The 21,499-nt window shown below is 54.1% G+C and carries 17 protein-coding genes and 1 pseudogene; 6 read left to right on the top strand and 12 right to left on the bottom strand.

The window, feature by feature from the left end; all coding sequences use genetic code 11:
• Positions 1-15 precede the first annotated feature (15 nt).
• Positions 16-1,011: a sucrose operon repressor gene (locus tag VW41_16830; protein AJZ90570.1), complete on the top strand. Its 996-nt coding sequence runs from the start codon at positions 16-18 to the stop codon at positions 1,009-1,011.
• Here the strand turns inward: VW41_16830 and VW41_16825 are convergent.
• From VW41_16825 to VW41_16800, 6 genes and pseudogenes are all read right to left on the bottom strand, one after another.
• Positions 1,006-2,448: a glycosyl hydrolase family 32 gene (locus tag VW41_16825; protein ID AJZ90569.1), complete on the bottom strand. Its 1,443-nt coding sequence runs from the start codon at positions 2,446-2,448 to the stop codon at positions 1,006-1,008. The two genes, VW41_16830 and VW41_16825, sit on opposite strands and share 6 nt — an antisense overlap.
• Positions 2,445-3,704, bottom strand: coding sequence for a galactoside permease (locus tag VW41_16820; GenBank protein AJZ90568.1), 1,260 nt, complete (start codon positions 3,702-3,704; stop codon positions 2,445-2,447). Before VW41_16820 ends, VW41_16825 begins: the two co-directional genes overlap by 4 nt.
• 202 nt (positions 3,705-3,906) lie before the next feature.
• Positions 3,907-4,578 (bottom strand): metal ABC transporter permease, encoded by a 672-nt coding sequence (locus VW41_16815; GenBank protein AJZ90567.1) that lies wholly within the window; start codon positions 4,576-4,578, stop codon positions 3,907-3,909.
• A gap of 44 nt (positions 4,579-4,622) precedes the next feature.
• A pseudogene (locus VW41_16810) lies at positions 4,623-5,354 on the bottom strand (methionine ABC transporter ATP-binding protein).
• On the bottom strand, positions 5,351-6,157 hold the full coding sequence (locus VW41_16805; protein ID AJZ90566.1) for a metal ABC transporter substrate-binding protein: 807 nt from the start codon (positions 6,155-6,157) through the stop codon (positions 5,351-5,353). Before VW41_16805 ends, VW41_16810 begins: the two are co-directional and overlap by 4 nt.
• Before the next feature lie 29 nt (positions 6,158-6,186).
• A complete protein-coding gene (locus VW41_16800) occupies positions 6,187-7,224 on the bottom strand; it encodes a 2-oxobutyrate oxidase (protein ID AJZ90565.1) in 1,038 nt (345 codons plus the stop codon).
• A gap of 379 nt (positions 7,225-7,603) precedes the next feature.
• On the opposite strand from VW41_16800, the gene VW41_16795 reads away from it, so the two are divergent.
• From VW41_16795 to rpmJ, 3 genes are all read left to right on the top strand, one after another.
• Positions 7,604-9,508 carry a chemotaxis protein gene (locus VW41_16795; GenBank protein ID AJZ90564.1) on the top strand — a complete coding sequence of 635 codons (1,905 nt, stop codon included), beginning with the start codon at positions 7,604-7,606 and terminating at the stop codon, positions 9,506-9,508.
• Between the two features lie 124 nt (positions 9,509-9,632).
• The gene (locus tag VW41_16790) at positions 9,633-9,893 is read left to right on the top strand and encodes a 50S ribosomal protein L31 (protein ID AJZ90563.1); all 261 of its coding nucleotides are present in this window, start codon (positions 9,633-9,635) and stop codon (positions 9,891-9,893) included.
• A 3-nt stretch (positions 9,894-9,896) separates the two neighbouring features.
• Complete coding sequence (gene rpmJ / locus VW41_16785) at positions 9,897-10,037, top strand: 50S ribosomal protein L36 (GenBank protein ID AJZ90562.1); 141 nt, start codon at positions 9,897-9,899, stop codon at positions 10,035-10,037.
• A gap of 3 nt (positions 10,038-10,040) precedes the next feature.
• Here rpmJ and VW41_16780 read toward each other — a convergent pair whose 3' ends face one another.
• The 6 genes from VW41_16780 to VW41_16755 form a co-directional block, all read right to left on the bottom strand.
• Positions 10,041-10,517 (bottom strand): membrane protein, encoded by a 477-nt coding sequence (locus tag VW41_16780; protein ID AJZ90561.1) that lies wholly within the window; start codon positions 10,515-10,517, stop codon positions 10,041-10,043.
• Positions 10,518-10,642: 125 nt separating this feature from the next.
• Positions 10,643-11,194 (bottom strand): maltose acetyltransferase, encoded by a 552-nt coding sequence (locus VW41_16775; protein ID AJZ90560.1) that lies wholly within the window; start codon positions 11,192-11,194, stop codon positions 10,643-10,645.
• Between the two features lie 253 nt (positions 11,195-11,447).
• Positions 11,448-11,663 carry a gene expression modulator gene (locus tag VW41_16770; protein AJZ90559.1) on the bottom strand — a complete coding sequence of 72 codons (216 nt, stop codon included), beginning with the start codon at positions 11,661-11,663 and terminating at the stop codon, positions 11,448-11,450.
• A 27-nt stretch (positions 11,664-11,690) separates the two neighbouring features.
• Positions 11,691-12,065 carry an Hha toxicity attenuator gene (locus VW41_16765; protein AJZ90558.1) on the bottom strand — a complete coding sequence of 125 codons (375 nt, stop codon included), beginning with the start codon at positions 12,063-12,065 and terminating at the stop codon, positions 11,691-11,693.
• Between the two features lie 565 nt (positions 12,066-12,630).
• The gene (locus VW41_16760; protein AJZ90557.1) at positions 12,631-15,780 is read right to left on the bottom strand and encodes a multidrug transporter; all 3,150 of its coding nucleotides are present in this window, start codon (positions 15,778-15,780) and stop codon (positions 12,631-12,633) included.
• A gap of 22 nt (positions 15,781-15,802) precedes the next feature.
• Entirely contained in the window at positions 15,803-17,002 is a 1,200-nt protein-coding gene (locus VW41_16755; GenBank protein AJZ90556.1) for a multidrug transporter, read from the bottom strand.
• Between the two features lie 143 nt (positions 17,003-17,145).
• Here VW41_16755 and VW41_16750 point away from each other — a divergent pair, with 143 nt between their 5' ends.
• Both VW41_16750 and VW41_16745 read left to right on the top strand, forming a co-directional pair.
• Complete coding sequence (locus tag VW41_16750) at positions 17,146-17,784, top strand: transcriptional regulator (protein AJZ90555.1); 639 nt, start codon at positions 17,146-17,148, stop codon at positions 17,782-17,784.
• A 150-nt stretch (positions 17,785-17,934) separates the two neighbouring features.
• Positions 17,935-21,315, top strand: a complete 3,381-nt coding sequence (locus VW41_16745) for a hypothetical protein (GenBank protein AJZ90554.1) — start codon at positions 17,935-17,937, stop codon at positions 21,313-21,315.
• Positions 21,316-21,499: the final 184 nt, after the last annotated feature.

Raw genomic sequence — 21,499 nt, 5'->3', positions numbered from 1 at the left:
GCTGAATGATTAGATATGGCTTCTCTGAAAGATGTAGCAACCCTGGCGGGCGTGTCGCTGATGACCGTTTCCAGGGTTATTAATCAGGCTGAACACGTTAGCCCGGCGACCCGGGAGCGGGTACAGCGGGCCATTGATGAGCTGAACTATGTACCGGACTATTCCGCCCGGAAGATCCGCAGCAAAGGCGTCAAAGCGTCGACAATCGGTATTCTGGCGCTGGACACCGCCACCACGCCCTATTCTGTAGAAATACTGTTGGCCATTGAGCAGACTGCGCGTGAGCGAGGCTGGAACAGTTTTCTGATTAATATCCTTTCTGCTGGCGACGCCGAGCGGGCGGTCAATCAGCTCCTGGCCCAGCGTCCGGACGGCATCATTTTTACCACGATGGGGCTGCGGCACGTTGAGCTCCCTGCGGTATTAAATACCCACCGGGTGGTGCTGGCTAACTGTATTAGTGACGATGCTGATTTACCGAGTTACATTCCGGATGATTTTAACGGGCAGTACCATGCCACTCGCTATCTGATTGAGCGGGGATACCGCCGTCCGCTTTGTCTGTGGCTGCCCGAAGAAGCGCTTGCCAGCGGTTCTCGCCGGGATGGGTTCGAGCAGGCCTGGCGTGAAGCCGGGCTCGACGTTGATGCTGTGTTGCAGTATCACATGCAGTGGGGCGATAGCCATTATCCTGTATTGGCAGGGCTTGTTCTGGCACATTGCCAGCAAGGAAAAGCGGATTTCGATGTGCTGGTGTGCGGTAATGACCGCATCGCTTTTGTGGCCTGGCAGACTCTGTTGGCGCAGGGCGTGGCAATTCCTGAGCAGGTGGCTGTTCTTGGATTCGATAACCAGGTAGGGATCGGTGATTTGTTCCTTCCGCCGCTGACGACGGTTCAGCTGCCGCATGACGCCATTGGTCGCCAGGCGGCACTGCATTTAATTGACGGGTTGGAGAGCAGGGGCATCCAGCGGCTGCCTTGCCCGCTGGTCAAGCGCGTTTCGCTATAACGCGCTCAATTGCCACAGCGTGCCGCCCCGGCATAAGGCTTTCCCGTGGCTGGCAAAAAGTTCCAGTTGACGTTCCCCTGGCTGAGGGTAGAGGCGGCTGCTGAGACAGTATTCGCCCTGGTTAACAAAGACTTCGATGGAAGATCGATCGATAAAAATCCGCAGATGCAGGTCGCCGTTTTCCGATAACGGCACGCTGCGATCGCCGTCCAGCTGCGCGTCCTGATAGCAGCGTGACAGCACCAGACGCCGGGTTAGCGCATCGACAAACAGCTCACAGCCCTGTCCCAGGCGAATGCCATAGCGTTCAGCCGTGCTTTGTCCGGCCTCCCAGGCTATCTCTAATTCCACGGCTTCTGCATTCGGGTGCAGCATCTGCTTTTGCGTGTCCAGCACGCAGGGCAACACCAATTGCTCCCTGGCGCGAAGCGTTGCCAGTTCGTGCACCGGATTTTGGTAAAGTTTGCCGTTTGGCATCATGCACAGTTCGCGTGGCACGGTAAGGCAACCCGCCCAGCCTTCGCGTTTAGAAGGCATGGGAGATTCCCACATGTCCATCCATCCCAGCACGATACGGCGGCCATCTTCGGCGACAAAGGACTGCGGGGCGTAAAAATCGTGGCCGTGATCCATCTCTTCAAACGGCTGATAAGGTAGGAAATCTTCCCCCGGTTGCCATCGCCCTCGCAAATAGCCGCTCTGGAACAGATTCTGATATGCCCAGCCTTTGGCCTTGATGCCCTGCGGGGAAAACATCAGGATCTTGCTGTTTCCGAGCGGGAAGAAGTCCGGGCATTCCCACATATAGCCCATATCCGCGTTGGCTTCCGCGAGAATGCGATCCAACTGCCAGTCATGAAGTGAATCGCCTCGATAAAGCAATACCTTGCCTCGATCGTGCTCGTCTCGGGCGCCAATGACCATCCACCAGGTGCCATCCTGTTGCCATACCTTCGGATCGCGGAAATGCATGATGCCGGGCGGTGGGGTGAGAATGACGCCTTGTTTCTGAAAGTGAACACCGTCTTCGCTGGTGGCGAGGCATTGCACCTGGCGTATCGCGCTATCGTTTCCGGCACCAGCCAGCCAGAGATGTCCGGTGTAAATCAGCGAGAGCACGCCGTTATCGGCCACCGCACAGCCGGAGAAACAGCCATCGCGATCCCATTCATCTCCTGGTGCCAGCGCAATGGGCTGATGTTTCCAGCGAACCATATCCCGGCTGGTGGCATGCCCCCAATGCATTGGCCCCCAGTTTTCATCGAACGGATGGTGCTGATAGAAGGCGTGGTAAAGCCCGTTGTGATAAATCAGGCCGTTAGGGTCGTTCATCCAGCCCGCGGGTGGTGCCAGATGATAGAGCGGATAAAAAGCGTTGCCGCGCGCTGTTTGCAGGGTTTCTAAGGCGGATTGCGCCTTGTTCAGTGGGGTATTCATAGCATTACCTGGTGGTCAGATTTAAAAGAAGGATGTTCGTTCCTGGGGGCCGAGTCTTTGAGCAGTAAAGCGGAAATCAGGGTGAGCGCCAGAACCAGTCCGGCCAGAATCATGTAGGTGTCTGCGAAGCCTAACTGGTCGTAGCCACGCCCTACCAGTGGAGAAAGTACGGTGGCGCAGATCGACGTTATAAACTGGAAGCCCACCAGATACAGCGTGGCGGAGAGTCGCTGATCGAACTGTGTGGTGATGTACTTAAACATTGAAATAAGCAGGATAGGAAGCTCAACGGCGTGCAATAGCTTCATGCAGGAGATGGTCAGCGGATCGCTTGCCATACCGGAGCCAAAAATACGCACGGCCATGATCAGGCCGCTGAGCAGCAACCCGCGTTTGGCCCCGATGCGGTTGACCAGCATCGGGGCGAGAAACATTCCGCCCGCTTCCAGAAAGACCTGGAAGGAGTTGAGAAAACCAAACATTTCGTTGCCGCGCTGTACGTCGTTAAACAGCGAGGCGAAGTACACCGGGAACTGCTGATCGTAAACGTTGTAGACGCTGACGCCGCACACAAAAAGGACCAGAGCCCAGAAGCGAGATAGCTTCAGCAGCCCGAAGGCATCGGCAAGGGTAAGGGCGCTGGCTTTGCCGTATTCCAGTTCGCTGAGGGCGTTGGGTTGCATATCGCGCATGCGCCATAGCAACAGCAGAAACAGGCAGGCTGAGACGCTACCCATCCAAAAATTCAGCTGTGGGTCGAGATTAAAGAGCAGCCCGGCAAAAAATGTGGCGCCAGCCCAACCTAAAGACCCCCACATGCGTGACTTGCCGTATTCAAAGCCGACGATGCGGCTGACGCGTTCAGTGTAGGATTCCAGCGCACCAATACCGGCGAAGAAGGTCGCACCGACATAAAGCCCGACGCTGATAGCCCCTGCGACGATATTGATCTCGAGCAGGGGCGTGCAGACGAAGATAAACCAGGGGCCGCTTATCAGAAGCAGGACGCCTATCACCCACAGCAGCGATTTACGAAGCCCCAGTTTGTCCTGAATAAAGCCGTACAGCGGCTGAGCACACAGCGCGGTAAAGGCGATGATGGAGAAGATCAGCCCGGTTTCCGCTCCTTTCAGGCCGATCTTCTGGTTTAGCCAAAGGGCGATCAGTGAAAACGCCGATGACCAGGTCCAGAAAAAGGTAAAAAGCAGCCCGCTCAGGATCAGATAGTGGTGTTTATTGCGTTTGGTCAGTGCCATGTGTGCAGTCTCTGAGTGCTTGAATGGCTGTATTGTTAACGTTAACTTTTAAGCAGGAGAAGAGCGTAGGCTTCATAAATGTGATGTTAATCGCAATAGTTAACGTTAACAATGTGGTTTTGTGATCCAGATTGGATCATCAGCAAAACGGGGAAATTAGAGAGAAGCCCGATGCAGGGCACCGGGCGTTCATCGGGGCGGATCAGCGGCGGTGGGCGAGGCGGCGAACCAAATGATCGCCGAGGCTTTGCACCAGATGCACCATCACAATCAGAATGATCACCGTCCCGACCATGACCTGGTTATTAAAGCGCTGGTAGCCGTAGCGAATAGCCAGATCCCCCAGGCCGCCACCGCCGATAACGCCGGCCATTGACGAAAAGCCGATCAGCATGACTATCGTTAGCGTGATGCCCGCCAGGATGGCAGGTAAAGCCTCGGGCAACAGCACTTTGCTTACCACATGCCAGGCGTTGCCGCCCATCGACAGAATGGCTTCAATCCGGCCTTTATCGACCTCATCGAGGGCGCTTTCGACCACCCGGGCGAAGAACGGGAAGGCGCCGATGGTGATGGGCACCACCGCCGCGGTGCTGCCGAGCGTGGTGCCGACGATAATCCGGGTGAGCGGGATCAGGGCGATGAGCAGGACAATAAACGGCAACGAGCGCCCCACGTTAATGATGCTGCCAAGCACCTGATTAAGGCGGGGGGCAGGGAGCACCGCATCCCGGCGGGTCAGGAACAGCAAGACGCCGAGCGGTAGCCCAATCAGCACGGTAAATAATCCGGCCAGGCCCACCATGTAAAGGGTATCGAGGGTGCCGTCCAGCAGCAGCGGCCACAGATCTTCCCAACTCATGCTACTTCGCATAAAACTCTCCCTTCCACGCCGTGGCGACGCAGGAACTCGCGTTCGGCTTCTTCGTCGTGCAGCAGCGAAGTGCGTAATTTGGAGAACGGGTCCACTAATCGTTCAGACAGCGGGCCGCTTTCAATTAATCTGCCGTGTTCCAGCAGCGCCGCGTGATCGCAAATGGCTTTGACGACTTCCAGTTGATGGGTGATCAGCACGATAGTCAGTCCAAGCTGACGGTTAATGTCCGCCAGCAAGGCCAGGATTGATGAGGTTGTGTCAGGATCCAGCGCGCTGGTGGCCTCATCGCAGAGCAGGATTTCCGGATGGGCGGCCAGCGCCCGGGCAATGCCGACGCGCTGTTTTTGTCCGCCGGAAAGCTGGGATGGAAAGGCTTTGGCTTTGTCGCTCAGGCCCACAAGGTTGAGCAACTCGGCAACGCGCTTTTGGCGAGCCTCACGCGGCGTGCCCGAGATTTCCAGCGGCACAGCAACGTTGTCTTCCACGCTGCGGGCGTGAATCAGGTTGAAATGCTGGAATACCATGCCCGTGCGCTGGCGGTGCTGACGAAGCTCGCGCTGGTTGAAGGTGGTGATGTCCCGGTCATTCATGATAATGCGGCCCGAAGTGGGCCGCTCCAGCAGATTGAGACAGCGAATAAGCGTACTTTTCCCGGCGCCGCTGCGGCCCAGAATGCCGTAAATTGCGCCATCCGGGACCACAAGGTTAATGTCATCCAGCGCCGGTCGGCCTTCTCCGGCGTACACTTTGCTCAGCCGCTCAAGGGCGATCATGACTTAGTCTCTACCGGGATCACTGAACCGTTGTACTGCTTGCGAATAAACTCGGCGACCTGAGGGGACTCGAGATCTTTTGCCAGCTGTTTGATGCGCGGGTCGTTTTCCAGATTCGGGTTGGTAACCAGGATATTGGCGTAGGGATTATGGGTCGCGCTTTCCAGGCCAAGGGAGTCTTTGGCCGGGCTGAGCCCTGCTTCCAGCGCATAGTTGCCGTTGATCACGCCCAGGCCAACGTCATCCAGAGAGCGGGGGATTTGCGGCGATTCGACTTCCAGAATTTTCAGCTTCTTCGGGTTGCTGGCGATGTCTTTGGGCGTGGCCTGGTTTGTGGCCGCATCTTTAAATTCCGGCTTGAGGGTGATTAACCCTTTGTCCTGGAGCAGGTAAAGGGCGCGGCTGAGGTTGGTGACGTTGTTTGGCACCGCGATGGTTGCGCCTTCCGGGACGGATTTCAGATCTTTGTATTTATGCGAGTAAATGCCCAGCGGTTCGATATGCACCGTCGCGGCGACGACAAATTTTTTGCCGAGCGCTTTTTCCTGGTCACGCAAATAAGGCACATGCTGAAAGTAGTTGGCATCGACGTCGCCGTTGGCCAGCAGTTCATTAGCGTTTACGCCGTTGCTCAGCTCGACGACCTTTAGCTTGAGGGCCGGATCGAGTTTCTGAACAAAGGCGAGGATTTCCGCATGTGGTACCGGGTCAGCCGCTACGCGCAGCGCGTCTGCGGCCTGCGCCGCGAAAGCCAGAGACAGTGACAGAGCAACGCCAGCCAATTTAAAAGCGGTCTTTTTCATCGTTGTTTTCCTTTTATTTTAATGTGTTATTAAGCGATCAGTTCACTGCTGTTACGAAGGACATCCGGGTAATAACGCTCCGCTACGTCGGGGTGTGAGCGCAGGCGGCCTTTCAGGTAGTTCCAGCCCACGTCGCGCAGCAGCGGGTTGTGCGGATCGCTTTCTGGCCCCTGAGCTTCACGAGCCAGCGCTTCCGGGAGCTGATAAACCGGCACAACGGCGTTGAGCTGTGCGCCCAGGAAGAAGGCGATGGACAGGCGTTCTTCATCCTGAGGGGGAGAAACCACGCGGTGGACGGTGGCGCGCAGGTAGCCGTTGGTGGCCAGCTCCAGCAGTTCGCCAATATTGACCACAAAGCTGCCCGGCAGCGGCTGGGCGTCAACCCAGTTGTCCGGCGAGACTTCGACCTGCAGGCCTTTTTTCTCGTCCTGAAGCAGGAAGCTCAGGAAACCTGAATCTTTATGAGCGCCCACGCCCTGGTTGCTCTGCGTGGCAGACTGCCCGGGGTAACGAATCAGCTTGATGTGTTCGTTTGGCAGGTTGCCGTACAGGTCATCAAAAGCATCGGCTGGCAGGCTCAGGGCTTCGGCAAAAGTGCGCAGCAGTTTTAACGCCACGGCGGTCATTTCGCTTTGCCACTGTAAAAGCGTCGGTTTGAGTTCCGGTCTTGCGGTTGGCCAGAGATTGGGGCCCTGAAGGCGGCGCCATGCCGGGGCATATTCATCCGTCGGCAGCGCCTGGCGTTCTGCGCCGAGATCAAACTGTTCGCGCCAGTCGGGCTGGCCGCGGGTAAGTTCGCTGGCGGCGCGGTTGTAGCCACGGAAATGCGGCGAATGGATCATCGCCACCTGCTGTTTTTCATCGTCGGGGAGGGCAAAGAAGCCGCGGGCTTCATCCTGGACTGCCTGCTGCAATTCAGGGCTGATGCCGTGGTTGATCAGGTAGAAAAAGCCAATTTCTCTTGCGGCGTAGCGCAGCTGGCTGAGGAAGGCTGAACGGTCATTTTCGCTGCCGTTAAGCTGGGAAAGGTCAAGAATCGGCAGCGCCAGGCCTGGATTGGTGCTCATAGTTTACTCCGGTAATCATGGTCTTGGATGAAGTGGTTACGTTGAGTTCGGCACAACAGCGGGGCAGCATCATGGCAATGTCCTTCTGGATACGGTCGGGTAGCGTTAGCGCTCACCTTGCCGCAATCAAAAAGCCTCGCCCAATATTGTTATCGTCTAAGGTATGACCCGGCAGGGTTCTAAGCATTTGCGGAAACGAGAAAAGTCTAATCATTGCAAAATATTTCAATGCATAGGGGTAACTTATGGATTTCACTGAGCGTTAATTACACTTTGAAATAATTAACGAGCAGTTAAATTATGGCAGCAGTTAAGTTTATGGGTTTTATGCCGAAGAGCTTGCTAAGCGTTTCGCTTTCTACCACCAGGTGTCTTCATCATGCTAAAAACTACACAATCCCGATTTATTACCTCTTTATGTTTGTTTTTCATGCTGTTAATTGCGGTCACCTCACTGGTGATTCACTTTTTTGTAACGCCGCAGCTTAAGCGCAATGAAACCCAGCTGATTCGCTTCGAAGTGGATAACGTTGCGGTCAATATCACCGAGCAGATGAACCGGGTGCAGGCGCAAATGCGCAGCATTACCCAGTCCGTGGCCGCGATGCAAAGCGATGATATTAATAAGTTATTGCCGACGCTGGTTGATCAGTACCAGGATGTGAACGTGTTTGGCGGCGGTATCTGGCCTCTGCCGGAGAAGCGCGAAGCGGGGCGTAATAAATTCAGCACTTTCTTTGCCCGCACCGGCAGCAATAAACTTGAAGAAAATACCTACTGGAACTCGGATGCAGCGCCAAACTACTACGAGCAGGTGTGGTACAAAGCCGGGCTTGCTTCGCCGGCAGGGCAGTGCGCCTGGGCGAACGCTTACCAGGATGATGCCAGCCCGCAGCCGAGAACTAACTGCGCAATGGCGATTACCAAAGAGGGGCAGCCGTGGGGCGTGGCGACCATCGATGTGACGCTGGGTTTCTTTAATCAGCTTGCGAAACAGATGAGCGAAGCGGTTAAAGGCCAGGTGCTGATCATTGAAGCCGATGGCAAAGTCGTCGGTAACGCGGATCAGATTGGCAAAACGGCGGGCCTAAAGAATCTTTCCGATCTGAGCGGCTCCCTGCCAATGGCGAAAGCGGTTCAGGAAATGCTGCCCGGTTTTAATGCCAGCCAAAGCAGTGAAAATGAGTACGATAACGACGGCACTTCGCACACCGTTATTTTGCAGACGGTAAAAGGCAGCCCGTGGATCCTGGCGGTTGACCTGCCAACCGCGCTGCTGACCAAGCAAACGGACGCTATTCTGCTGCGCCTTGGCATGGTGCAGATCCCGATGGCGATAGTTTTGCTTGGGATCCTGGTGCTGTTTGTTCGCAATATGATGCGTCGTCTGGGCGATCTTAATCACAACATCAGCCGCCTTTCCGCCGGTGGTGCCGACCTGACGCAGCGCCTTGAGCCGACCAGCAGCCCGGAATTTAACGCCATTATCAACAGCTTTAACGGCGTGATTAGTTACCTGCAAACCATGCTGCGCCAGGTAGGGGATAGCGCCCGGGCAATTTCCTCGGCTTCGCATCAGATTGCGACGGGCAACCAGGATCTTTCTGCCCGCACTGAAGATCAGGCCAGTTCGATTGAGCAAACGGCGGCATCGATGGAGGAGCTGACCAGCACCGTTCGCCAGAATGCCGATAACGCTGCCCACGCTAACGAGCTGGCGCGCGAAGCTTCCAGCGTAGCGGTGAAAGGAGGAGAAGTGGTGAAGCAGGTCGTCAGCACGATGAATGCTATCCAGACTTCTTCTGGCAAAGTGGTGGATATTATCAGCGTGATTGACAGCATCGCCTTCCAGACCAATATCCTGGCGCTCAACGCCGCCGTTGAGGCCGCCCGTGCCGGTGAGCAGGGCCGGGGTTTTGCGGTTGTTGCCTCTGAGGTTCGCAGTCTTGCCCAGCGCTCCGCACAGTCGGCGCGCGAAATTAAAGCGCTGATCGAAAACTCTGTGAGCAATGTGAATCTGGGGACCGAGCTGGTTAATCAGGCCGGCAGCACGATGGAAGAGCTGACTCAGGGCGTGCGCAACGTCACGACGCTGATGGCCGAAATAATGTCCTCCAGCCGTGAGCAAAGCACCGGTATTGAGCAAGTGAATCTGGCCATTAATCAGCTGGATAGCACCACGCAGCAGAATGCCGCGCTGGTTCAGGAAGTCTCTTCCGCCTCGCACTCCATGGCCGAACAATCTACCCAGCTTGAGCGTGTGGTAGCCGGATTTAAACTCTAATCACAGCGGGCACCCAGGCGGTGCCCGTTTCTTTTTGACGCCTCCTCCCGCTTAAGCCTCGCTTGCAATTTGCCCGATCATCTTTTATTTTATTGTTACGTTATAACATATCGGAGTGATTTTTATGCAGCGCGACATCCATCCGTTTTATCGGACGGTGGTGTTTCATGACACCAGCGTAAATGAATATTTTAAAGTGGGCTCGACGATCAAAACCGACCGCGAGATTGAGCTGGACGGGGTGACTTACCCTTACGTGACGATCGAAGTCTCTTCCGCTTCGCATCCTCATTACACCGGCAAACAGAAAGTCTTCGTCAATGAAGGCGGCCCGGCGCGCTTCCAGCAGCGTTTTGGCAAATTTTTTAGCGGGAAGGAGTCTTAAGAAATGCAGGTATTGAATTCACTTCGCAGTGCAAAACAGCGCCACCCTGACTGCCAGATTGTTAAGCGCAAGGGGCGGCTGTATGTGATTTGCAAATCTAATCCGCGTTTTAAAGCGGTTCAGGGACGTAAGAAACGTCGCTAGTTGTTATCGCTGACCTGCAGGCTGCTGGCGGGTCAGTGAGAAAACGTCATAAAACGATAGTTCCCCTTTGCGGCTCAGCATTTTGTGCAGCAAAGATTTTTGCTCATCGTCCACGCCAGGGGAGTTGAGAATTTCATCGATCAGCGCAGTGGGCACGTTGCGGGTGTTGTACCACTCGCCGTTATAGCAAACCCGCAGGTCGAGGACGTCAATATCGCTGTAGCGGTAGCGAGGGTTAACGTCAAAGAAGAAAAACGCGTTCATCAGCGCGAACAGCACGACAAGCAGCCATACTGAGTCCGCCAGCGTTTCTGATTCCAGCATCACCCACATTGTGGCAAACCAACCGATATACATGCCGATAAATAATCCGGGATGCTTACGGATAAAACTGATACTGAAGCGCGGGCGGTTATCGCGCTTTTCAGTTTCATTCAGATGTTCGATGGTATTGGTAAGCAGGCGCTGAATTTCTGACATGGTGTGCCTTCTAAGTTCTCTGTTTCGGTTGTACGCATGACCAGACTATTTTAAGAAGCACGGGCCAGGCAAAAAAGTAACAGATAAGCCAAAAATAACCATAACAGTTAATAGCCCTGGCCACTTCAAAGCATCTTGATGATACGTGCAGGATTACCCGCCACGACGCAGTTGGCCGGAACATCTTTGGTCACTACCGAACCCGATCCCACCACGACATTATCGCCAATGGTGACGCCGGGATTAATAACCGCTCGCCCACCAATCCAGACGTTATTGCCAATTGTCACCGGCTTGCCCAGTTCAACGCCGCTATTTCGTGTTTCGGCATCCAGGGGATGGGTCGCGGTATAAATGTGAACGCCAGGCGCCAGCATACAGTTGTCGCCAATGCGAATGGGGCAGGGATCCAGCATGACACATTCGAAATTGGCGTAGAAGTTCTTACCCAGATAGATGTTGTAGCCGTAGTCACAGCGAAACGTAGGTTCAATGTAAGCCCCTTCGCTCTGGCCGAGCAGCTCGGCGAGGATCTCATCGCGGTACGCTTGCTCGTCCGGTGAGCTTTGGTTGTAGCGATGCAGTAGCTGACGTGCTTTGTGGCTTTCGCGCTGTAGAGTTTCGTCTCCGGGCCGGTATAGCTCTCCGGCAATCATCTTACGCTTTTCTTCACTCATCATCGGTTCCCTCTTCAGTGGCCAGCAAGGCTACCTGAATTTCGAGAGAAAAGAGTGGGCATCTTTCCCTGAGCGTGATGAACCTCACGTCACAGACTGCAGCGTGGCAAGGTTAGCGTAGAGAAGTGCTTGCGGTATTTCGCTGGCTGGATAACGGGCGTTAATCCAAACCTGTGCAACATCGGCTGAGTCAAACCAGACAATAACGGGAGATAAATGTGATATTTAAAATATTATTTAATAAAATTTTATATTAGCGAATAAATTTCCACACTGAAGGTGGGATTTTGTCATACAGTTTATTCATCGTCAGTTCTGCAAGGCGGTGATCGGCTGCTGAATAAAACACCGCCAGCTCATTATCTGATAATTCATATTTATTTTTTTCTATTACGCGTTCCAGCGTATCAATTGTCTGACAACGTCGAAGACGCATCAAATAATCGGTCTTGGTGAGCTTGGTAGTCATAAATTCGCCTTAAGTATTTTAATATTTTTAGAACGAGTGGCTTACTGGGTTAGCGCGACTCTCACTGATGAAACATCTGAACAAGCGATTCCCCGATTTACGCCACCGCTGCAAATCTTGTGCATTAATGCCGTAATTGCTAAATAGCATGAAAGTATCGTCCAGGTATTCATCAATCTGTTCAATCAATTTGCTCTCATCTGGATACTTAATCTTATAATTAAGCGCAGATGCGGCAATGTGCTCAATCAATTCATTCAACTGTAGATTAATGGCCGATGTAGGATCATTAACCCATCCATGATTGCTCTCACCAAGATTGGTCAGACAATCGTGATACAGACTCTCACAGAGGAACTTAAGCTGCGCGATATCATGCCGCTTTGGTGAGTATTCGTCCATAGTGCTGCCCCCTTTATCGGTAAAACAAATGATAAACACAACGGGTTGGGGTGGACACACCTGATGAGGTGAAGAACTGTTGCCACGATTATTACATGTGCTGTAACTATAAATCAATGTTGCCTGGATTTCATGCCGCTCTAACGAAAAATTACAATTAAGTTAAAAAAAGGAGAATACGTTACTAAATGTGAATTAAAACTTTAGTATGAATTTTAACTTAAATTGTCAGAGATTCATTAACCCATAATGGGTAATATTTATAACTTTCAGCCGGTTAATCAATCTATAAGACTATTCTGTATCCGGCTAAAAAACAGGCGTTAATTTGTAAGAATATTCCCAAATAAATGTAATACTTCGGTTTTTGTTGTTTCGTTAATCATGGATTAACGAGTATTTAAGCGTTATTTTCTCCGAAATGAGACGATGTTTATGTTGAAGATAATGCGGGAGAGAGAAGTTAAGGCGGAATTAAGGAAACGCAATTAAACAAACTGAAACCGGTTTCTATATTCATAAAAAAGGCCGCATTATGCGGCCTTTTGTTATGTGATTGAACGGCTTACTGGTGATGTTCTACCGCGTGCGCATGTTCAATATCTTCACTCTTACGGCTGAAGCGGCGGCGTACCACCACGAAGAACACCGGTACGAAGAAGATAGCCAGCACGGTCGCGGTCACCATCCCGCCCATTACACCGGTACCTACGGCGTTCTGTGCGCCACTGCCCGCACCGGTACTGATAACCAGCGGCATTACCCCAAGGATAAACGCCAGAGAGGTCATCAGAATTGGACGCAGACGCATACGCACGGCTTCCAGCGTCGCTTCTATCAGGCCTTTGCCTTCTTTCTCCATTAGATCTTTGGCGAATTCAACGATAAGTATCGCGTTCTTCGCCGACAGGCCAATGGTTGTTAACAGGCCAACCTGGAAGTAAACGTCGTTGGTGAGGCCACGCATTGTTGCGGCCAGCAGGGCACCGAATACGCCAAGCGGAACAACCAGCATGACGGAGAACGGAATTGACCAGCTTTCATACAACGCCGCCAGACACAGGAATACAACAATCAGCGAGATGGCGTACAGGGCAGGGGCCTGGTTACCGGACAGACGTTCCTGGTAAGACATGCCCGTCCAGTCAAAGCCAATGCCGGTTGGCAGTTTCGCCGCCAGTTGCTCCATCATGTCCATGGCTTCACCGGTACTTTTACCCGGTGCGGCCTGGCCAAGAATTTCCATGGATGGCAAGCCGTTGTAACGTTCCAGACGCGGTGAACCGTATTCCCAGCGCGAGGTAGAGAACGCGGAGAATGGTACCATCTGTCCGGAAGAGCCACGCACGTACCAGTTACCGATATCGCTTGGCAGCATACGGTATGGCGCTTCGGCCATCACATACACTTTCTTCACGCGGCCACGGTCAATAAAGTCATTGACGTAGCTACCGCCCCAGGCCGCACCCAGCGTGGTGTTGATATCGCTGATGGAGACCCCCAGCGCCTGTGCTTTTTCCTGATCGATGTCGATTTTAAACTGCGGCGTATCTTCCAGGCCGTTCGGGCGCACGCCAACCAGTAGGTCAGGGTGTTGGGCAATCATACCGAACAGCTGGTTACGAGCCTGGGTGAGCTGCTCGTGGCCAAGGTTTGCCTGATCAATCAGCTGGAAGTCAAAGCCGGTAGCGGTACCCAGCTCGACAATCGCCGGCAGGTTAAAGGCAAAGACCATCGCATCTTTAATCTGCGAGAACGTACCCATGGCTCGGCCCGCAATGGCCGGAACCTTGTTTTCTTCCCCTGAACGTTCACTCCAGTCTTTTAGCGAAACGAACGCCAGGCCGGTGTTCTGACCACGACCGGAGAAGCCAAAGCCGTTAACGGTAAATACCGAGTTAACGTTCGCTTTCTCTTTTGTCAGGAAGTAATCCGTGACTTCATCCAGCACTTTCTGCGTACGTTCCTGGGTTGCACCCGCTGGCAATTGCGCCATGGCTAACAGTACGCCCTGGTCCTCGTCAGGCAGGAACGAGCTTGGCAGACGAACAAACAGAACCGCCATGCCGACCACAATCAGCAAATACACAACCAGATAGCGGCCGGTGCTGCGCAGAATGTTACCGACGCTGTCGGTGTAGTGGTGCGTGCTCTTCTCGAACATTCTGTTGAACCAGCCGAAGAATCCTTTCTTGTCATCATGATGACCTTTCGGGATTGGCTTAAGCATGGTTGCACAGAGTGCGGGAGTCAGGATCATCGCTACCAGTACCGAGAGCACCATCGCCGAAACAATGGTAATCGAGAACTGACGGTAGATTGCGCCGGTAGAGCCGCCGAAGAACGCCATCGGAATAAATACCGCCGACAGTACCATCGCGATACCCACCAGTGCGCCCTGAATCTGGCCCATGGATTTGCGCGTGGCTTCCTTCGGTGGCAGACCATCTTCCACCATCACGCGCTCGACGTTCTCAACCACAACGATGGCGTCATCCACCAACAGGCCTATCGCCAGCACCATGCCGAACATCGTCAGGGTGTTTATCGAGTAGCCAAAGGCGGCAAGGATAGCGAATGTGCCCAGCAGTACCACCGGTACCGCGATGGTTGGAATCAGCGTTGCCCGGAAGTTCTGCAGGAACAGATACATAACCAGGAACACCAGCACGATAGCTTCGACCAGCGTTTTCACCACTTCGTTAATAGAGATTTTAACGAACGGTGTGGTGTCGTACGGGTACACAACCTTCAGGCCCGCCGGGAAGTAAGGCTGAAGTTTTTCAACGGTGGCACGGACCGCCTCGGCGGTATCCAGGGCGTTCGCACCGGTAGCCAGTTTGACACCCAGACCGGCAGCAGGCTGGCCGTTATAGCGGGCGATAACGTCATAGCTTTCGCCGCCGAGCTCAACTTTTGCCACGTCTTTCAGCAGTACGCGAGACCCATCCTGATTCACTTTCATCAGGATTTTACTGAACTCTTCTGCCGATTTCAGGCGGGTTTGCGCAATGATGGAGGCGTTCAACTGCTGGCCTTTGACCGGTGGTGTCCCGCCGAGCTGGCCTGCTGCTACCTGGGCGTTCTGCGCCTTGATAGCGTTAATCACATCCACCGGCGTTAGCTGGTAGTTGTTGAGTTTGTTCGGATCCATCCAGATACGCATCGCGTACTGAGCACCAAACAGCTGAACGTCACCTACACCGTGGGTACGGCTGACCGGATCTTTAATGGTTGCGCCAACGTAGTCCGCAATATCCTGCTGGTTCATGGAACCGTCGGTACTGATCATACCGAGCACCATCAGGAAGCTGCTTGAGGACTTCTCGACGCTAACCCCTTGCTGCTGTACTTCCTGTGGCAGCAGCGGCATTGCCAGCTGCAGTTTGTTCTGCACCTGAACCTGGGCGATGTCGGCATCAGTGCCGGAGTCGAAGGTAATGGTGATTTGAACGGTACCAGAGGAATCACTGGTAGAGGACATGTATAACAGGCCATCGATACCGTTCATATTCTGTTCGATAACCTGGGTTACTGAATCCTGTACCGTTTTCGCATCTGCACCCGGGTAGTTTGCCGAGATCTGAATGGCCGGTGGCGCGATCGTTGGATACTGCGCGATAGGCAATTTCATGATCGCAAGCGCACCCGCCAACATAATGATGATGGCGATTACCCAGGCAAAGATGGGGCGATCGATAAAAAACTTAGACATGTCTTAACGGCTCCTGTTTGAGTTAAGACTTCGGTTGTTCTGACTGCGCGCCTGCGGCGGGTTGCTGTTGGCCTTTATTGTCTTCCGCAACTTCCTGCGCTTTTACCTGAACACCCGGTTTTACTTTCTGTAGGCCGGTAACAATCACGCGATCGCCTGTTTGTAACCCATCGGTAACCAGCCATTTGTCGCCGATCGCCTGGCTGGTTTGCAGCTGGCGAACTTCAACTTTGTCGTCCTTCCCAACGACCATCGCGGAGGCATCGCCGCGTGGAGTACGAGTGACCCCCTGCTGCGGAACCAGGATGGCATTCGGGTTAACGCCTTCTTCCAGCTTGGCGCGAACAAACATCCCTGGCAGCAGGGTTTTGTCCGGGTTAGGGAAGATTGCGCGCAGGGTGATAGACCCGGTGGTCTGGTCAACGGTCACTTCAGAGAATTCCAGCGAGCCTTCCTGAGGATAGGCGACACCGTTGTTCATCATCAGTTGGACCTTGGCTTTACCGTTTTCCTGTTTCAGCTTGCCGTCTGCCAGCTCCTGCTTAAGGCGCAGGAAATCATCGCTGGACTGGGTCACATCCACGTAGATAGGGTCAAGCTGCTGGACGGTGGCGAGGGCCGTGGTTTGCCCGCTGGTGACCAGAGCACCTTCGGTGACCGCGGATTTCCCGATGCGGCCGCTGATAGGCGAGGTCACTTTGGTGTACGCCAGGTTGATACGTGCAGTTTCAACAGCGGCTTTTGCTGCGACGACGTCAGCGTTTGCCTGCTGTGCGGTGGCTGCAGCCGTGTCGTAGTCAGACTGGCTGATGTACTTGGTACCCAGCAGTTTCTGATAACGTTTGACCGTCAGCTGGGCGAGATTCGCGCTGGACTGGGCTTTCGCCAGGTCGCCTTTCGCGCTGTCGTACGCAGCCTGATAGGTTGCAGGATCGATCTGATACAGCGAAACACCAGCCTGAATGTCGCTACCTTCGGTAAAGTTACGCTTCAGAATAATGCCGCTAACCTGAGGACGAACTTCTGCGATGCGGAAGGCGTTGGTGCGTCCTGGAAGCTCAGTAGTAATCTGTAATGGCGCGCTTTTCAGAGTCACTACACCCACTTCCGGGGCGTGCGGCGCACTCTGCTGGGTCTCTTTCTCGTTACATCCTGTAAGCGCTAAGCTGCCTGAGAGCATCAGAACGGCCGCCAGAGGCGTAAACCCTCTGTTTTTGTTCATATGTAAACCTCGAGTGTCCGATTTCAAAGTTGTTCAATGGATCAAATGTCCACAAACCCATTGCTGCGTTTATATTATCGTCGTGCTATGGTACATACGTTCACAAATGTATGTAAATCTGACTAAAGTAAATTCACCCACTTATGGCACGAAAAACCAAAGCTCAGGCGCTTGAAACCCGCCAGCACATCCTCGACGTTGCGATTCGCCTGTTTTCACAGCAGGGCGTCTCTGCGACTTCGCTCGCGGATATCGCGCAGGCTGCCGGGGTAACACGTGGTGCGATTTACTGGCATTTCAAAAATAAGTCGGAATTGTTTAGTGAGATCTGGGAGCTAACCGAATCCAGTATTGGTGACTTAGAGATTGAGTATCGGGCAAAATATCCAGACGATCCACTGTCTGTGACAAGAGAATTACTCATTTATATATTACAGGCAACGGTGACAGAAGAGCGCCGTCGCTTAATGACGGAAATCATTTTCCACAAGTGCGAGTTTGTGGGCGAGCTTGAGGTTTTGCAGCAGGCCAGACGCACGCTTTATATGGAAGGCAACGAACGTATTGAAGCCGCTTTGCAGCGCTGTATCGACGCCGGAAAGCTGCCTGCGAGTCTGCGCCTTTCCCTCGCCGTCACGCTGATGCGTAGCTACATTACTGGCCTGATTGAAAACTGGCTGGTTGCACCAGAAACCTTTGATTTACATGCTAAAGCACCAGACTTTATCGCCATCCTGCTGGAGATGTTCCAGCTCAGCCCAACGCTGAATAAATCGGCGTAATTCTCGGCCGCCGTTCACCCGATAAATCATTTGAGATTCCTCCGAGGGCGATTGCTATTCTGCGCCCTGAAGCCGTGCTATTCTGCGCGTCTTCCGTGGCCTTTTACTTTTAGCTGGCACTTACATGCGCGGCACCGTAATTACTCAACCATGACTACGCAGCACAACGCTCTGTCGCGGACTTCCCGTTCCGCATTCATTCTTTTCCTGTTTTTATTGGTTTCCGTCCTGCTGCCTTTTTCCGTGGCTCAGGCGGCGCAAAGTAATGGCGATCTGCCTGCCAGGGCGGAGGTGCAGTCGCAGCTGGACACGCTGAACAAGCAAAAAACGCTGACCCCTGACGATAAGCTCACCCAAAAAGATCTCACCGAAACGCTTGAGATGCTGGACAAGCTCGACCGCGTGAAGCAAGAGACGGCGCAGCTTAAAACCACGGTTGCCCAGGCCCCCGATAAGCTAAAGCAGGCGACCGACGCGCTGAATTCACTGAGTACGCCAGCCGATGACGAAGCTACACGTAAAACGCTGGGCTCGCTTTCTCTGCGCCAGCTGGAAACCCGGCTGACCAGCGTGCTGGATCAACTGCAGTCGGCCAACAACGATTTATCCACGCTGAACAGCCAGCTGGTTTCGCTGCAAACTCAACCCGAGCGCGTGCAGAATGCCATGTACAGCGCCTCCCAGCAGTTGCTGCAGGTGCGTAACAGGCTGAACGGCACCACGCCGGGTGAAGCCACTCTGCGCCCAAGCCAACAAAACTTGCTGCTGGTGCAGCAGGCGCTGCTGAATACCCAAATTGAACAGCAGCGTAAAAGTCTGGAAGGCAACACCGTCTTGCAGGATGCGCTGCAAAAACAGCGTGACTACACCAACGCCAATATCGGCCAGCTCGAGCATACGCTTCAGTTGCTGCAGGAAGCGGTTAACAGCAAACGCTTAACCCTGACGGAAAAAACGGCTCAGGAAGCCGTCACGCCGGACGACGCTGATGCCAGCGCGGTGCAGAATAACCCGCTGGTGCGCCAGGAGCTGGACGTCAACCACCAGCTCAGCCAGCGCCTGATTAACGCCACCCAAAGTGGGAACGAGCTGGTTCAGCGTAATATCCGCGTCAAAAACTGGCTCGATCGCGCGTTGCAGTCCGAGCGCAACCTGAAAGAACAAATCTCGGTACTGAAGGGCAGCCTCTTGCTGTCCCGAATTCTGTATCAGCAGCAGCAAACGCTGCCGTCTGCCGACGACCTGGAAGACCTCACCAACCGCATTGCCGACCTGCGCCTGGAGCAGTTCGACATCAACCAGCAGCGTGATGCTCTGTTCCAAAGCGACAGCTACGTTGACAAGATTGTTGAAGGTCATAAAAACGAGGTTAACGACGAAGTTCACGATGCGCTGATGCAGGTGGTGGACATGCGCCGCGAGCTTCTGGACCAGCTTAACAAGCAGCTGGGCAATCAGCTGATGATGGCGATTAACCTGCAAATTAACCAGCAGCAGCTGATGAGCGTCAGCACCAGCCTGCAGAAAATGCTGACCCAGCAAATCTTTTGGGTTAACAGTAACAAGCCGATGAATTGGGAATGGATTAAATCCTTCCCGGGCGCGCTGCACGACCAAATCAAAGGCATGAAGCTGGATATCAGCTGGCACAAAGTGCTGGACGGGCTGTTTATGTCCCTGTTCACCGCGCTGCCGCTGATGCTGCTGGCCGGTCTGCTGCGCTGGCGTTACCAATGGATAGACAAGCAGCTGGCTAAGCTGGCGTCGGAAGTCGGGCAACTGCGCACGGACACCCAGCTCAATACGCCCAAAGCGATTTTGCTTAACTTCCTGAAAGTGCTGCCGCTGACCATGGCCATTCTCTCGGTGGGGCTGGTGTTGCTGTTTATGCAGCTCAACATCAGCGAACTGCTGTGGGCGTTTGCCAAAGAGCTGGCGCTGTTCTGGCTAGTGTTTGGCATGGCCTGGCGAATTCTGACCAGCCGTGGCCTGGCGGTGATCTGGTTTAACATGCCGGAGCACCTGACCCGCCATTATCGCCGCCAGATTGTGCGCATCAGCTTTGCTTTGCTGCCGCTACTGTTCTGGTCCGTCGTGGGTGAGCTCTCGCCGCTGCACCTGATGGACGATGTGCTCGGGCAGTTTATGATTTTCCTTAACCTGCTGCTGATCACCGCCCTGATTATCCCGATGTGCCGCGACAACTGGCGTGATAAAGAGTCCCATCCGATGCGTCTGTTGACCATCACGGTGCTCTCTATTGTGCCGGTAGCGCTGCTGGTACTGACGGCAACGGGTTATTTCTATACCACGCTGCGTCTCGCTAACCGCTGGATAGACACGGTTTACCTGGTGATTATCTGGAACCTGATCCACCAGACGGTGATCCGTGGCCTGAGCGTTGCGGCGCGCCGTATTGCCTACCGCCGTGCGCTGGCTCGCCGCCAGAATATGGTTAAAGAGGGTGCGGAGGGTGCGGAGCCAGTCGAAGAGCCGCCGCTGGCGCTGGATCAGATCAACCAGCAGACCATGCGATTAACCATGCTGCTGATGTTCGCCCTGTTCGGCGTAGTGTTTTACGCCATTTGGTCTGATTTAATTACCGTCTTTGCCTATCTCGACAGCATCGTGCTGTGGCACTACACCGGCAGCGAAGCGGGCGCCACGGTGATGAAAAACGTCACCATGGGCAGCATCCTGTTTGCGCTGGTGGCCGCGATGGTCGCCTGGGCGCTGATTCGAAACTTGCCGGGCCTGCTTGAAGTGCTGGTCCTGTCGCGGCTGAAAATGCGCCAGGGCGCTTCCTATGCCATCACCACTATCCTCAACTATGCCATCATCGTGATTGGGGCGATGACGGTGTTTGGTTCGCTGGGGGTATCGTGGGACAAACTGCAGTGGCTGGCGGCGGCGTTGTCGGTTGGCCTGGGCTTTGGCCTGCAGGAGATCTTCGGTAACTTCGTCTCCGGCCTGATCATCCTGTTCGAACGCCCGGTACGTATCGGCGATACCGTCACCATCGGGACGTTCTCAGGCAGCGTCAGCAAGATCCGCATTCGCGCGACGACGATCACCGACTTTGACCGTAAAGAAGTGATCATCCCGAACAAAGCGTTTGTGACCGAACGGTTGATCAACTGGTCGCTGACGGACACCATCACCCGCGTGGTTATCAAGCTCGGCGTGGCGTATGGATCCGATCTCGATAAAGTGAAAGAGATCCTGCTGAAGGCGGCAATGGAGCACCCGCGGGTTATGCATGATCCTGAGCCTGCGGTCTATTTCACGACGTTTGGTGCCAGCACGCTTGACCACGAACTGCGCCTGTATGTTCGTGAACTGCGCGACCGCAGCATCACTGTGGATGAGCTGAACCGCGCCATCGACAGACTGTGCCGGGAAAACAATATCAACATCGCCTTCAACCAGCTTGAAGTGCATCTGCACAATGAAAAGGGCGATGAGCTGACGGAAGTGAAGCGCGACTTAGGCAAAAACGGCGGCTTGCTGCCGCCGACCAGCCTGCCTTAGTCGCCGGCGGGGGGCGTGTGTGCTTTCCGCTGCTTACGCAGAAAATCCTGACGGACAATGTCCAGCGCCGCAAGGACGGTGTCCGTTGGGATCTGGTGCTGCTCCAGCAGCATGATTAAATCGACGGCCAGTTTGACCTCGTCCGGGGCGTTATCCAGCGACATTCTTGCTCCTTATTTTGGGG

This window comes from Klebsiella michiganensis (assembly GCA_000963575.1).
Taxonomy (GTDB): Bacteria; Pseudomonadota; Gammaproteobacteria; order Enterobacterales; family Enterobacteriaceae; genus Cedecea; species Cedecea michiganensis_A.
Note: the sequence above shows the minus strand (reverse complement) of the source record. Positions and strands in the feature narration are given on the sequence as shown.

Coding starts and splice junctions, on each gene's coding strand:
- VW41_16830 (AJZ90570.1), top strand. CDS start 16: ATGGCTTCTCTGAAAGATGTAGCAACCCTGGCGGGCGTGTCGCTGATG.
- VW41_16825 (AJZ90569.1), bottom strand. CDS start 2,448: ATGAATACCCCACTGAACAAGGCGCAATCCGCCTTAGAAACCCTGCAA.
- VW41_16820 (AJZ90568.1), bottom strand. CDS start 3,704: ATGGCACTGACCAAACGCAATAAACACCACTATCTGATCCTGAGCGGG.
- VW41_16815 (AJZ90567.1), bottom strand. CDS start 4,578: ATGCGAAGTAGCATGAGTTGGGAAGATCTGTGGCCGCTGCTGCTGGAC.
- VW41_16805 (AJZ90566.1), bottom strand. CDS start 6,157: ATGAAAAAGACCGCTTTTAAATTGGCTGGCGTTGCTCTGTCACTGTCT.
- VW41_16800 (AJZ90565.1), bottom strand. CDS start 7,224: ATGAGCACCAATCCAGGCCTGGCGCTGCCGATTCTTGACCTTTCCCAG.
- VW41_16795 (AJZ90564.1), top strand. CDS start 7,604: ATGCTAAAAACTACACAATCCCGATTTATTACCTCTTTATGTTTGTTT.
- VW41_16790 (AJZ90563.1), top strand. CDS start 9,633: ATGCAGCGCGACATCCATCCGTTTTATCGGACGGTGGTGTTTCATGAC.
- rpmJ (AJZ90562.1), top strand. CDS start 9,897: ATGCAGGTATTGAATTCACTTCGCAGTGCAAAACAGCGCCACCCTGAC.
- VW41_16780 (AJZ90561.1), bottom strand. CDS start 10,517: ATGTCAGAAATTCAGCGCCTGCTTACCAATACCATCGAACATCTGAAT.
- VW41_16775 (AJZ90560.1), bottom strand. CDS start 11,194: ATGAGTGAAGAAAAGCGTAAGATGATTGCCGGAGAGCTATACCGGCCC.
- VW41_16770 (AJZ90559.1), bottom strand. CDS start 11,663: ATGACTACCAAGCTCACCAAGACCGATTATTTGATGCGTCTTCGACGT.
- VW41_16765 (AJZ90558.1), bottom strand. CDS start 12,065: ATGGACGAATACTCACCAAAGCGGCATGATATCGCGCAGCTTAAGTTC.
- VW41_16760 (AJZ90557.1), bottom strand. CDS start 15,780: ATGTCTAAGTTTTTTATCGATCGCCCCATCTTTGCCTGGGTAATCGCC.
- VW41_16755 (AJZ90556.1), bottom strand. CDS start 17,002: ATGAACAAAAACAGAGGGTTTACGCCTCTGGCGGCCGTTCTGATGCTC.
- VW41_16750 (AJZ90555.1), top strand. CDS start 17,146: ATGGCACGAAAAACCAAAGCTCAGGCGCTTGAAACCCGCCAGCACATC.
- VW41_16745 (AJZ90554.1), top strand. CDS start 17,935: ATGACTACGCAGCACAACGCTCTGTCGCGGACTTCCCGTTCCGCATTC.